This is a genomic window from Haloquadratum walsbyi J07HQW2, assembly GCF_000415985.1.
GTDB lineage: Archaea > Halobacteriota > Halobacteria > Halobacteriales > Haloferacaceae > Haloquadratum > Haloquadratum walsbyi_B.
Genome location: NZ_KE356561.1, coordinates 2,445,876 through 2,459,939 on the forward strand (window position 1 = coordinate 2,445,876; position 14,064 = coordinate 2,459,939).

Genomic DNA, 14,064 nt, shown 5'->3' on the forward strand with positions numbered 1-14,064 from the left:
CAGCATAATCATAAACTAAATCCTCTTCCAATGAATAAGTCAACTTCATTACATTCGAAGAATAATAGATAATCACCCATCAATAATCTTACAGTATCCGTATTAATTTTGAGCATCGCTCGAGGACTATCTTATCAATTATGAACGTATACCATGGCTGACTCACGCCCCACCGCGCGATCACAGATTAACAATGAGACCGATGACGGTATCCCAGAACAGGGTGAGGTAGTCCCTGAGCGGTTTTCCTCAGATGAGGTATTTCAACGGATTGTTGCTGATGCCGATCATGAGGTTACATCGAATGCTCGTGAGCTGTTTTTCAGTGCTCTCGCAGCAGGATTTGCGATTACGATTACTTTCCTACTATATGCATCAATGTCAGCGACAACTGAGACGCCCCTCGTCGCGGCGCTATTATACCCGCTGGGATTCATTTACATCATTATCGGTGGGTATCAGCTATACACCGAAAACACGCTTCCACCTGTTGCGCTGACGCTTGAAAGACTCTCATCAATTCCGACATTGCTCCGACACTGGACTGTGGTATTGGCTGGGAACTTTCTTGGTGGCGGTATTGGAGCACTTGCTTTGGCTTATGGTGGCGTCTTTAGCCCTGAAACGACTGCAGTTGCCGTTGATATCGCACAGAAAGGAATCTCAACGCCTCCAGATCAATTATTTTTCAAAGCAGCGTTTGCAGGATTCATTGTTGCTGGCGTTGTCTGGCTTGATTTTGCCGCTCAAGAAACTATTTCTCGACTTTTCGTCGTCTACGTTGCGTTCTTAGCTATTCCGATGGGCGATCTATTCCATGTTGTGGTTTCATTTACCGAAGCTGTATTTCTCATTGCACATGGGCATGTGGGGCTCGTTGCTGGCTTTGCTGAGTTCGTTGCCCCTGTTCTCATTGGAAATACCATTGGTGGGGTTCTTCTCGTCACCGTGGTTAATTATTATCAGACAAGTGAGCGTCGGCTTGAAATTGATCAGTTTACTGATGTCCGGCGACTCTCCTCTCGTGAGATGCTGCTTGGAAATCTTGCCGGAAGATCCTATGTGCCTGTCATTGACACACTTGGAAACTTCGCTCGTGATCCTGGTTCTTTTCGTGTGCTCGTTCCAATCGCGAACCCGCGAACGGAGACTGAACTTGTTGAGATTGCCGCTAGGCTTGCATCGGTACATGATAATGGGCGTGTTCATGTTGTCCATGTCGTCCAAGCGGACAAAAATCTCGTTCTCGATCATGAACACGACCGTCGAGACGCAATTACAGCGCAATCTGAGCAGTTGCTTGATGACATCGGATCGATTGTCGATAAGAGCGATGCTGCATTTGAGTCCTCTACGATTGTCTCACCCCGATCATTTGAGGAAATATTTGATTTCGCAGCACGAACCCGCCCAGATATGGCAGTCATGGGATGGGGTGAAGAAAAACTATGGAATAGTGCGCGAGCGGAACGACCAATTGACGAACTTACCAATCGACTGCCCTGTGACTTTTTGATCGCGAAGGATCGCGGGCTTGATTGCTCTAACGTTCTTCTCCCGACTGTTGGTGGTCCTGATGCGGCACTCGCCGCGGAGACAGCACGTGCACTTCAAGAAACCGGTAAATCAACCCTGTCACTGCTGACCGTTGTTGATAGCCCAGAGGAACGAAGCGAAGGTGAACAGTTCCTCGATGAGTGGGCTGAGACACATGACATCAGTGATGCAGAACGAATTGTTGATGTTACCGGCGATGTCGAGGCTGCAATCGAACGTGAAGCTGAGGATAGCACAATGGTGATGCTTGGAGCGACTGAACAGGGAATCCTCTCCCGGTTGCTTTCGGATTCACTACATTTAGAGGTCGTAAATAGAGTTGACGCCAGTGTCGTTCTTGCAGAACGTCCACATGATCGCTCACTTACGCAGCGACTTATCGGGAGCGGACAACGGAATCAATGAGCCAATAACACGCGTAACATTCAGTTGGGATGGAATCAGTCGTTTGCTGAATCTGTATCTTTTCCCGAACTCATAAGAGCTAATGAGTTGTATCAATTGATAGCCGATATGACACAGAGACGTCCAAGACGACCCTGGGTTGTGTTCCTTCTCAGTATGCTTGCCACCGGGCTTGGGCACGTTTACCTCCGACGATGGGTTCGCGGAATTGGCTGGTTCGCAGCAACGATCGCCGTCTCAGCGCTTCTTATTCCACCAGAAGCGATTCAGACAATTTGGAGCGCCAATAGCGATATCAGCACATTTGCTCCTGCCATCGGCGTTGCCCTTGCAAGCGTGGCTGATGCGTATGTGCTCGCTCGAAACGACCAACGCACATGGGATGACCCATCTACAACCGGGTCCGTAACTAGTTCAGACGTTGCTGATGGACCGCCATCATGTCCAAACTGCAGCCGCGATCTTGATACTGATATTGACTTTTGTCCATGGTGTACAACAAAGATTTCATCAGATGTAAAAGCGGATGCGAACTCTAACACTGAATAGTATATTTTATCAGCACTACTCAAACTGAAGCGGACCCGAAGGGGTGCTCCCAGGTTGATTACCCTCGACATTATTATCACTATTCTCTCCATATGTTGAATGGAGAGTTCCAGCGAGCATACTATTGCGACGAAATACCACATACACAATGATGAACGGCTCAGTTGCCGGCTTAAGAACAAAAACTGCGCGTGGCTGTGTTGACTCAGGCGATACAGACACGGATGCAGTCTCTTCCTCATCGACTCGGCGGATGAGTGGCTCAAGCGGTGTTACCCCAGTCTGAAATTCCCTGGTGAGATCTCGAGCGTCTTGTTGCTTAGCAAACACATATAACGCTCCGTTCGGTTTTGCGTCGGTTCCGCGTGTCAATCGACTTCCCATCCCCTCACCTTCAGCAACTGCATCTTTCCATGTTGTCGTCGCCGCTTCAAAAATCCCGGTTACCTCGTTATAAAAAATAAAATTAGTCTCAGCAATCACATCAACGACAGTGAGTCGGAGACCATCAGCCGTCCATTTGACAGTTGCTTCAATAAGATATCCAAGCTCAAGTGTATCAACTTTCGATTGAATTGCTGTATCGTATTCTGTCATATCAATGTATATCGGTTCAAACTTGTCGATTGACGGTGATGCAATGTCACGTCGTGCTGTGTCTTCGCCACTGCAGTTATCTCCGTCACCCATCTCATCATCCACATCATGCAGATTTGTGTCTGCGTTTAGATCCTGTAATTCCTCATTTGTCTCATCACATGCCATGAGGACGAGTTGAGTTGGCTTATGTGGGTAGCCAAGAACTCGATATTGTGCTGTCGTCGTCACGTCCATGCGAGTAGGTACATCATGGATTATCTTGAGGTCATGGATTCCAGCAGTGATGAGATGAAAGTCAATGGATAATAATGCGAAGTCGACAACATCAAGAATAACTCATCAAGCAGAAATCAAAAAAGAGTGGTATCCTAAACCAGTGATTTTGAGTATTCATATTGCGACCGCAGTCAGATGATACTCTTCAATAATTTCAAATTATAGTCGGTATAATCATGGGGAATATTTACATATAGTGTGTATATATTAAAGCGATTATCCAGATATATACCATATTCCTGAAATCTTTTTGTGACAGTATCCGCCGAAATGACTACATATCGGCCGCCCAACTATCTTGACGTGTCAATTGACGCCTGGGCAAGTCGATCAGAACGAGTGATGCAATGGCTTGAACTCGGCGCGGCATATTTTCTTGTCGTGCTTTTTGCGATTGGCGTTTTTGATCTTGGAGTTTCGCTATACGAGCTTATTAATTCAGGCACGTTTACCGATCCAAACAGCCTCATCGATCTTATTGATACAGTATTAGTCTTATTGATTATCGTTGAGGTGTTTGAGACTGTTGTTGCATCAAGCCGACGTGAGCCGGTTGTCCGGATTGTCATCAATGCCGGGCTTATTGCTATTGCACGAAAGGTAATTAGTTATCGACCATCAGAGTATGAATCTACACAGCAAGCGTTCATCGCTGCAGCATCATTTACGCTGTTACTTGTTGCCCTCATTGGTGCGTTCTATGCCATTCGCCGAATAGCCACCCTCGGCATTGATAAAGCCAACTCGGACATAGGCACTCCAGAAGCCTCAAAATATCGAACCGAAGACTAACCAGACTGATTATTCCTCAGATAATCCATCATATTTTCACCGCGAAATACTTCCTGAGGAGTCTGTGTCACGAACGGCTGCTATTTCTGCGGGAGTAATCGCGGCTGTGTCTCCCTTAATCGTCCGTTTTACTGCTGCAGCCGCAGCACCCGTAGCTAATGCATCATCAATGTCGTTATGATTGCTATGATCATTATCGAGCCTTCGAGCGAGGAACCCTCCAACAAAGGCATCACCTGTTCCGACCGCATCAATCGTCTCAGCATTATACACTGGTTGTTCAAAAATCGTGTCATCATATAAAGCAACTGCACCGCTCTCTCCTCTCGTCAGGACAACCGTTTCAAGATCAAATGTTGATGCGAGTTCGCGAACAACTGACTCTGGGTCAGCGTCTAATCCTAAGCATGCCTCAACATCACGTTCTGCTCCAATGAGAATATCAATATGCGGTAGTAGTGATCTGTATGCTTTTGCTGCTGCGGTGGTGTCCCATAACTTTGAGCGATAATTAAGATCAAATGCAGTTTGTGTCCCAGCCGATTGAGCTGTCTGTAGAACTGTCTCGACCGTTGTCTGTACTGTTTCAGAAAGTGCTGGTGTAATCCCGCTCATATAACATGTTGATGCTGATCTAACTGTCTCGAGAGATATCTCTGCAGCACTCAATGTGGTCACTGATGATCCTGCTCGATCGTAATGCACCGAATCGCCTCGAGGTTCTCCTCCTGGTTCGAAATAATAGGTTCCGACTCGGGAATTATCGCTTTCATCCCATGTGATATCGACTTCAACATCATGACCTCGGAGTGTTGTGATGATGCGACGTCCTAATGGTGAGGCGGGGAGTTTTGATATCCAACTGGTCTCGCAGCCAAGCTGTGAAGCTATCACAGCAACATTGCTCTCTGCCCCGCCTACATGGACCGCAAATTCATCTGCCTGCGTAATCCGAACACCTGCCGGTGGTGACAACCGAAGCATTGTTTCGCCGATTGTCACAATATCAACAGAGGTGTTCGTCTCTGTGTCTGTGCTTGTGTTCGCGTTGACGTCGACGTCGACGTCTTCGTCTTCATCTTCTCTATCTGTATCTGTATCTGTTGTCTTCCCCATATTAGACTCGGTTATAGTTCTCTTTTAGAGTGCGACATTGCAATGATGTCGCTCTGTGAAATCATCTGTTGATACTCATTCCAATCGGTGACCATCATGTCCTGGGTAATCACGCTCAAACCGCACATCAAGTTCATCGCGGTCAATTTCAATCAGAACCGGTCGACCGTGCGGACACGCATACGGATTTTCACATCCATCGAGCTTCTCAAGCAACTCAACTGTTGACCCCTCAGTGAGTGCTGTGTTTCCAGTTAATGATGGATAGCACGCAAGATCAGCAAGGATGTTATCAGTCAGTGTATTAATTATCCCACTTCCATCGTGATCATTGATAGAATCAGCTGTCTCAGAAAGCACATCACGAACAACTGTCGGATCAAGTGTTGATGCAAAGGCTGTAGGAACTGCAGTGACCATTATAGCATTACTATTATCATCGGCGTCCGTAACGCCGAAGCCGAGCGTTTCAAGCGCGTCGGCGTATGATTTAAATTGAGCGGATTCACCGGCAGTAAGCTCAACTTCAACTGGTTCGGCGAGCGCTTGTGTTGTTACTATGTTAGTAAGCGCTGTCTGAAGCCGTTCATAGTTGATCCGTTCATCAGCAGCGTGTTGATCAATTAGTATGAGCCCATCGTCTGATTCTGCAATGATATATGTTTCATCAATCTGCCCAAGAATTCGCAGCGACGGAAGTGACTCAACAGCCGGTTCAAGAGCTGCCACATCTCCGGTGAGATCATGCTGTATCGATTGCTCATTGATATTAGCACTTGATGTATCAATTTGTGTTTGTCTCTCAACATCATCCTCATTTGGAACTGCACTGTTATTGGCTTCCTCAGCGTCTACACGAGTTGTATCATCATCTTTATTTGATGTCGATTGACTCTGAATAGTCGGATTAGTATCCGCATTGGACGTCTTGATGTTCCCTGATGACTGTGTTGTTGATGAGTTGGAGTCCGTATCATCATCACGATGATTAGTATCAACCGTCCATGCAGCATCGCTTGTCGGGTCAACGTGGTCTGCTGTTTCAGTGTCCATACTGTCTACTGTCGTATCAGCCACTGAGTCACCCGAGGTCCCATCTTGCTGATTCTCAGCGTCAGTATCACTCTTTGCTGTGACTGTGTTATTATTTATGCGGTCTGATTGCGGTTGATTTTCAGTTTCGATACTATCAGTTGGGTCTGGGCTCTCCGCGTTCTCCTGGATTGATTTTTCAGCCTTCTCGAGGTTTGCTGCATCAGTTCCACTCTCAGTAGTTTCTGTTGTTACATCAGGCGATGATTGAGTAATTTCAGTCTCCGAAGGTGCACTCCGTCCACGAGGTGCTCGCGAACGAATAAGCCCAGCCGATAACAGCGTCTCACGTACACTACTGGTGACAGCATTTCGAACCCCAGTCTCATCACCAAATCGTACTTCCATCTTGCGTGGATGGACATTGACATCAATCGATCCCGGATCAATATCAAGAAATAAAACAGCGAATGGATATCGATCAGCAGCCAACTGGTCACCGTATGCGTTAATAATCGCTTCTCGTAATGCACGTGCTTCCACATATCGTCCATTGATAAATGTTGAGAGATACTGTCGTGTGCTCCGTGTCGTCTCTGGATGTGAAACCAATCCCTCAATTGCTGTGATACTCTCAGCTTTAGTTTCAATCTCAGTTTTGATCTCCTCAGTATCAATCGACACCATCGACTCTGCAACCTCTCGACCATACACAGACATTATCGCCGATTCAAGACTCCCTCGCCCGGTCGTCGAAAAGACCTCACGATCACTATGCTCAAGCGTAATAGCAATATCCGGATTCGCAAGTGCATAATGGGTAACGACCGTATTAATACGATCAAACTCTGTCGCGGTTGTTTTGAGAAACTTCCGTCGTGCAGGCGTGTTGAAAAACAGATCACTTATTTCGATTGCTGTTCCTTCTGGACAACCTGCAGACTCAACGTCAACAACAGTTCCACCTTCGACACGAAGTTCAGTACCGCGATCCACATTCCGCGGCTTCGTTCGGACTGTCATTCTCGAAACTGCACTGATTGTATACAATGCTTCGCCTCGAAATCCGAGTGTCCCAACCCCAGAGGCAAGATCATCAATATCGGTGATCTTGCTCGTGGTATGCTCCTTGACTGCGCGCTGAACAGCCTCTCTATCCATTCCAATACCGTCGTCTCGAACACGGATCCCCGCTGTTCCTCCTGCTTCGACGGCAACCGAGATACGTGTCGCATCGGCATCAAGACTGTTCTCGACAAGTTCCTTTACCACTGATGCTGGACGCTCAACGACCTCACCGGCAGCAATCTGCCGAACTGTTTCCGCATCAAGTGCCGTGATCGTATGCCCGTTATTATTCATGGGAGTGCTCATGGTCTGAATCTATGTTAATATCAGGATCCGATTCACCCGTTGATCTGGATTCTGTTGTTGCATCAATACTAGATGGTATCTCAGTATTGACTGTTGTGGACTGATTTTGTCCGTTTGTGACGATATTGATGGCTGTACGTTGATCCTCACTCACTCGATTTTTTGCTGCGGTGGGTGAAAGCCACAGTGCATCAGTGTGTTCATGACTCAACTGCACTTTCTTTGAATCGACAGTACAATCATAATATACGGCAAACCGACCACAATCGGCTTCATTCCGCCATGCAACGGCATGGATGGGTTGTCCAACTGTCGCATCAAGCCCAGTCTCTTCAACAATCTCGCGATGAACGCCATCGATAGCATCCTCACATGTTCCTAATCGTCCACCTGGAAGTTCCCAATCACCGTCACTAGAACGAGCCACAATGAGCACCTCTTCATCTGGGGCAACAATTACGCCTCGAAGACTAACGGTCGCCTTTAGATGATCTTCAGTCATATATTGATTATTATTGATAACATATCATCACAGTCCACAGTCTATTCTTCGACTCATAAATAATGCTTCGTCATTCCAATCGCTTGTGACCATCAGAACCTTTTCGGCAGTTGCTCTTTGATCATTCTACGCTACTTTTGCGTTGTGACGAATCGGCATTTATTATCACACATACTCATATTTAGTGCTAAATCTACGCAATTTGTCACACTTATTAGCATATCACGGCGCGATGAGGAATCAACGCTCATCAGATACGATAGTTCGATTTTTGATATGGTTAACTATTGTTGATACAATTATCAGCAGACACATTACACAGCGGCATAAATAAATCCATACTTGACCGCGTCGTGATTGTTACTTACTCGATTTAGAGTAGATGTAGACGTAGATGTAGATATAGATATGAGTCGAAAATAATAATTCACATTGTCAGCACTTCAGTATCGGGAGTTGCTCGGATGACAAACACATCAGCTTCAGTCGCTAATGATGGAATATAGACATTTGTATCGAGATCCTTTCGTCCCTCAGGAACAAGATTTCCGACCGGCAGGTATGCGGTTTTGACGGGTACACCATCTACATTTTTAAACTGGACGGCAACCTCAGCCTTTGCTTCTTCTCCTTGATTATGAACTGTTGCTCTAATGCGCGCTTTTTCAGCTTGCAGCGATTCAATTGGTGTTTGGTTTCCATTTTGATAGAACGCATACTCGCTGACAACAATATTATCGACTGGGTCAGATTTGATATATTTGAACAGTCGGTCTCCCATACCTTCGACCAGTTCTTCCATCTCGCTATTGTCAACGATTGTCTGCACTGGATTCAAGGCTGCACGAAGGCTCCCTGCAGTTACTTTTCGGTTACTTGTCGATTTTTTTAATTTTTCATACTCGGTGAGAAATGAATTCATCTGCGAGGGCAACTCGCCATCAAAGTACTCCTGTAGGGTCGTTATTTCGCTATCAAAATTAATCTGCTTCGGCAGGGGTTTGTTTGGTTTTCGTGAGACGCTGTCTGGGACACTGCTTGCTGTCTGCTCTTCTTCTGATTCAACGAGAATACTAGCTCGTGATCCGAAGTACCCGAGTAGGTCCAACACCATCCCTAACATTAGGGTAATAATAGTGACGGCAACAACGGCTGCTGCAAAGAACCGACCGATTGCTCCAGGAAACGCAAAAATAAAAATCGCGATGAAAACTACGGTGACACCACCGACAGTTAATAAAAACGCCGCAAAATTGGGTCCGGCGTCCTCTTCGATAAGTTGCTGTGCTGGTCCCTGCTGCTCGCTACTCATGCGTTTGAACCTGTTCCCTGTCGAAGTGTCTGTGTCGCGGTATATGTCATTGTCAACAGATGCGATAGCCATAATCCGACTGTGACACCAAATAGGGTTCCAGCACCCATAATTCGTAGCTCCACTCCAAGTGGTGCAAATGAGACCGCAGCCGTCAGTGTGCCGAATACGACCATCAGCCCATATTGTACCTTCGTCAACGGATTGATATTGGTAAACATCGATTTCATATGTGTCTCAGAGGTACGCCGACCACTTATACTATCGGTCATTGAGGGGAAACGACCGCTATCCGAACGATATTGGTATTATCCTAACACAACAAGCAGTGGTACGGAAAGTGTCATCACATGCATAATTGATTCCGATGATACAGATTCAATATAAGATATTTATTGGGTGTGAAATTGAATGGTTTCGACTTTCTGTGTAGGATGCTCTACAGGCATAATATAGTATAAAACTATGTAAGCATACGTAAAAACTATCAATTAACGTAGAAATACAACTATTCACCGTCAGTATGCTCTTCCTTATTATTTGCATCTATCAATTGCTCCTGCCATTGCTCGACGGTTTGTAGTAACGCTACCGGTGCTGTTGATTCGATATCGAGTGCCTGGAGCTCATCAATTACTTCCTCAATCTCTGCATCAATTCTACTTTCTTCAGCACTTTCTAGTGTCTCTCCATTCTGCACGTCAGATGTTTTATTATGATCTGTAGATGTTGTTTGCTTCTTTGTGTGTTCACTTTTTTCGGCGACTCGAATATCACCAGCATTGACATCAAACACAACCTGTTGAGTCGTCTCTGGGGTATCATTGCCAATCGTCGTGCCATCCTCTTGATCAGGTTTGGGTGTACCAGTATCATTTTGTGTCTCAACTTCAATTGCCTCATCGGCGCGAAGCGTTGATAACACATCTCTAGCTCGTGTTACAACCGGGTCTGGAACACCCGCAAGTTCTGCCACATGGATTCCATAAGACCGATCTGCTGGTCCTGATTTGATAGTTCGGAGAAACGTCACATCGCCATTACGTTCCTCTGCGGCGACATGTACATTTGAAACGCCTGTAATTCGGTCTGCTAACTCTGTGAGTTCATGATAATGCGTCGCAAAAAGAACCCGTGGTGACGGTGCTGTCGGTTGCGCTGCCGAAAGATACTCTGTTGCAGCCCATGCAATTGAAATTCCATCATATGTTGCGGTTCCTCGACCAACCTCATCAAGAATAACGAGTGACTCTGAAGATGCCGAGTGAAGAATCTTCGAAAGCTCCTGCATCTCCACCATGAATGTCGACCGACCCTGCGCAAGCTCATCTAGTGCACCGACACGCGTGTAAATCCATCGACGGAACCAATGGTGGCATCTGCTGCTGGAACAAAACTTCCCGCGTGCGCAAGGAGGGTTATAAGAGCTACTTGTCGAAGATATGTAGACTTTCCGCTCATATTTGGTCCCGTGACAAGCAGAAAATTCCGCTCATTTCCCAGCTGAAGACCATTTGGGACAAACTCTGTTGTTTGCTCGACAACTGGGTGCCGACCAGCTTCGATATCAACTGTTTGATCAGCACATAGCGTCGGACGTGTCCAGTCATTTTCCACAGCATGCGTTGCAAATGAATAAACGGCATCTATCTCTGCGATAACCTGTCCGACTGTTTGTAACATAGCAGCATAATCGGCAATCTCTTTACGAAGTTCACAGAATAGCTCATACTCCATTTCACCGCGAGATTCCTCTAATCGAAGAATCTCACGTTCACGCTCAATGAGTTGATCAGTTTCGAATCGTTTTGAATTCTTCAGGGTCTTAATCTCACGGTAGTGCTCTGGAGCCTGATCAGCAACAGACTTGCCAATCTGAATATAATGTCCATCAGTCTTGTTTCGGTCGACACTGAGGTGATTCAGATCATGTGCATTCGCCTCTCGTTCAGCTAATGTGTCCATCCATTCTTGGGCGGTCTCATGATGCTCTCGGAGGGAATCGAGTTCGTCATCATATCCATATTGAAATAGACCACCTTCTCGAATTGTCTTTGGGGGATCGTCAACAAGCGCAGTTGCGAGCTTCTCTCGAACGGTTTTGACAGTATCTTCGGTTGCTCGAGTGACCACCTCGATCAAAGGCGATTCAGACAATGCCGACTCTGTAATGACTTCATTTAATTCTGGAAGGATATCAAGCGTCTGTTGAATCCTATCCAGGTCAGCGGCATCAGCACTTTCGGAGATACATCGCGCAGCGAGCCGTTCGAGATCATAGCTTCCGCTAAGTGCTTCTTTAATCCGCTCACGAGCCAGCGGTGCATCCACAAGTGCCTCGACACAATTAACTCGACGAGTTATTTCTGTTTGCTCTCGTTGTGGTCGCATTATCCACTCTCGAAGTTGTCGTTGCCCTGCGCTTGTTACAGTATGATCGATAGTCCCGAGGAGCGTTCCATCCCCGCCACGATCGCCATGCATTGTCTCGGTCAATTCGAGATTCCGTCGTGTCGTCGTGTCCAGTGCAAGATGAGTATCTGAATCAAGTGGCTGCAATCTCGTTATTGCAGCACGAACACCCGTGTCTGTTTCATCGATATACGCAAGTATTGCACCAGCAGCCTGTATCGCAACCTCAGTTTCAATATTCAGACTGTCAATCGCTGTTGTGCCAAACTGCTCGCCAAGAATATGACGAGCCCGTCCAGGCGCAAAGGCTGCTGTTTCAAACGATGACACCGTCGCCTCAGTGTTCTCATGAAGTCGTCGCATGAAATCATCAACATCTCGGACGGTCGGACCAGGGAGAATTTCAACTGGATCAAATCGAGTAAGCTCTATATATGCGGTCTCAGCATCCTCGACAGTGCCAATAAAAAATGAGCCAGTCGTGACTTCCGCAAATGCAATTCCAACCGCTGTCTCATCTTTCTCAGTCGATGTAAGATCTCCAACGACAGCTGCAATATATCGCGCATCGGCATCATCAGTTGATAACAACGTTCCTGGTGTGACAACTCGAGTGATACGTCGATAATGATCACCATCGTCAGATTCATGCTGATCTGCGACTGCAACCCGATATCCACGCTCGACAAGTGATTTGAGATATGGGGTCAAATCATCAATAGGCACACCAGCCATCGGATACGAAGCTCCGTGTGCAGACTTTTGTGAGATTGTGAGATCAAGCTCTGTGGACACCAATTCAGCGTCTTCAGCGAAGAACTCATAGAAATCACCACACTGCATCGTCAATAGATCCGCTTCTGTCTCAGCGCGGAGTGAGAGGAACTCGTCTACAATTCCCTGCGAGGCCATACCGCCTTGTCCGACGCCGATGCGATAAAACGCTATGGTATATCTGTCTCATCAACGCTACTGTACACCCATGACCGTTATGTAATTAGGTATATACGTTGAATGAACAGTATCATTTTATATCCCTACATTTGAGGTGAATTACATTATTCAACAAACGGTTCGATCAAGCCAAAGAAAACACTTCATAGAGAGCAAGTTTTGTTATTCGAATTTTTGTTGGAGAGCCTCAGCAGCTTCATCAAGAATCTGCTCGCTAAATTCTCCAAGTGAGGGGGCACCGTCCAGCGTGACCATGTTAGCAAAATCGTGAATCGCGCTTTCATAATTCGTGTGCTCAACGTTGACACCTGCCTCAACTAACGCTTCGGCGTACTGGAACCCTTCATCGCGCAGTGGATCATAGCCACTGGTGAATATGGTCGTTGATGGGAGCCCCTCAAGATTACCATGGAGCGGTGAAGCGAGTGGATTCTGTCCGTCAACACCAAGTGCATCATCTCTCAGATAATGATTCCAAAACCACACCATTGCTCGTCGCGTGAGGAAATACCCCTCACGATTCGTTTCATACGACTGTGTATCGTATGAGTGATTGGTCACTGGATAAAGCAGCAGTTGATGATCAATCTCTGGAGCCCCAACTCCAGCGTCGTTAGCTAACTGTGCAACTACTGTTGCAAGATTTCCACCTGCTGATTCGCCAGCAACTGCAAGTCCACCGCCCGCACCAATGTCGTCAACGTTCGCTGCAACCCATTTTGTTGCTTCATACGCATCCTCAACCGCTGCTGGGAATTTGTGTTCAGGGGCTTTTCGATAATCAACACTGACGACAACTGTATTACCACGCGCTGCGAGCGCTCGTCCGACAGAATCGTGTGTATCGAGATTACCACATACCCACCCTCCACCGTGGAAATAGACAACTGCTGGAAGAGTCGTATCTGGATCTGGGTCGTAAATCCGAACCCGAATGTCACGACCGTACGCTCGGATTTTCTGTTCGCTGACAGATTCAATTGGCTCGGGATCTACGTCTGGTGTGAACAGATCTCCAAGAAGTGCTCGTGCTTGTTCAACAGAAAGCGTCGCGAGGTCCGGTGCCCCCGTTTCTTCAAGCGCTGAAAGCATTTCTTCTGCTTCACTACTGGGCGACTCAGCCCGCCTCTCGTCGGCTTGAGACATGCATATAAATACTGTTGTATTGAGTATAAATCCCGGG

The 14,064-nt window shown here is 46.7% G+C and carries 10 protein-coding genes and 1 pseudogene; 3 read left to right on the forward strand and 8 right to left on the reverse strand.

Translation table 11 applies throughout. From position 1 onward, the window contains the following. The first annotated feature begins 153 nt into the window (after positions 1–153). Positions 154–1,962 (forward strand): formate/nitrite transporter family protein, encoded by a 1,809-nt coding sequence (locus J07HQW2_RS11455; RefSeq protein WP_021055686.1) that lies wholly within the window; start codon positions 154–156, stop codon positions 1,960–1,962. A gap of 108 nt (positions 1,963–2,070) precedes the next feature. After that, positions 2,071–2,511 (forward strand): zinc ribbon domain-containing protein, encoded by a 441-nt coding sequence (locus J07HQW2_RS11460; RefSeq protein WP_021055687.1) that lies wholly within the window; start codon positions 2,071–2,073, stop codon positions 2,509–2,511. A gap of 15 nt (positions 2,512–2,526) precedes the next feature. Here J07HQW2_RS11460 and J07HQW2_RS11465 read toward each other — a convergent pair whose 3' ends face one another. Further along, positions 2,527–3,345, reverse strand: coding sequence for a DUF6663 family protein (locus tag J07HQW2_RS11465; protein ID WP_021055688.1), 819 nt, complete (start codon positions 3,343–3,345; stop codon positions 2,527–2,529). Between the two features lie 345 nt (positions 3,346–3,690). On the opposite strand from J07HQW2_RS11465, the gene J07HQW2_RS11470 reads away from it, so the two are divergent. Next, a complete protein-coding gene (locus J07HQW2_RS11470) occupies positions 3,691–4,179 on the forward strand; it encodes a phosphate-starvation-inducible PsiE family protein (protein WP_048075655.1) in 489 nt (162 codons plus the stop codon). 36 nt (positions 4,180–4,215) lie between these two features. On the opposite strand, the gene kdgK1 is transcribed toward J07HQW2_RS11470, so the two are convergent. From kdgK1 to J07HQW2_RS11505, 7 genes and pseudogenes are all read right to left on the reverse strand, one after another. After that, a complete protein-coding gene (kdgK1, locus tag J07HQW2_RS11475) occupies positions 4,216–5,295 on the reverse strand; it encodes a bifunctional 2-dehydro-3-deoxygluconokinase/2-dehydro-3-deoxygalactonokinase (RefSeq protein ID WP_021055690.1) in 1,080 nt (359 codons plus the stop codon). Between the two features lie 75 nt (positions 5,296–5,370). After that, positions 5,371–7,689 carry a DNA mismatch repair endonuclease MutL gene (mutL, locus tag J07HQW2_RS11480; RefSeq protein ID WP_048075263.1) on the reverse strand — a complete coding sequence of 773 codons (2,319 nt, stop codon included), beginning with the start codon at positions 7,687–7,689 and terminating at the stop codon, positions 5,371–5,373. Beyond that, on the reverse strand, positions 7,682–8,203 hold the full coding sequence (locus J07HQW2_RS11485) for an NUDIX hydrolase (protein WP_021055692.1): 522 nt from the start codon (positions 8,201–8,203) through the stop codon (positions 7,682–7,684). The genes mutL and J07HQW2_RS11485 overlap by 8 nt, the downstream gene beginning before the upstream one ends. Positions 8,204–8,630: 427 nt before the next feature. Then, on the reverse strand, positions 8,631–9,515 hold the full coding sequence (locus J07HQW2_RS11490) for a hypothetical protein (protein WP_021055693.1): 885 nt from the start codon (positions 9,513–9,515) through the stop codon (positions 8,631–8,633). Continuing rightward, positions 9,512–9,787 carry a hypothetical protein gene (locus J07HQW2_RS11495; protein WP_021055694.1) on the reverse strand — a complete coding sequence of 92 codons (276 nt, stop codon included), beginning with the start codon at positions 9,785–9,787 and terminating at the stop codon, positions 9,512–9,514. The genes J07HQW2_RS11490 and J07HQW2_RS11495 overlap by 4 nt, the downstream gene beginning before the upstream one ends. Positions 9,788–10,023: 236 nt before the next feature. Next, a pseudogene (gene mutS / locus J07HQW2_RS11500) lies at positions 10,024–12,839 on the reverse strand (DNA mismatch repair protein MutS). 204 nt (positions 12,840–13,043) lie between these two features. Next, a complete protein-coding gene (locus J07HQW2_RS11505) occupies positions 13,044–14,027 on the reverse strand; it encodes an alpha/beta hydrolase (protein ID WP_021055697.1) in 984 nt (327 codons plus the stop codon). Between the last annotated feature and the right edge of the window lie 37 nt (positions 14,028–14,064).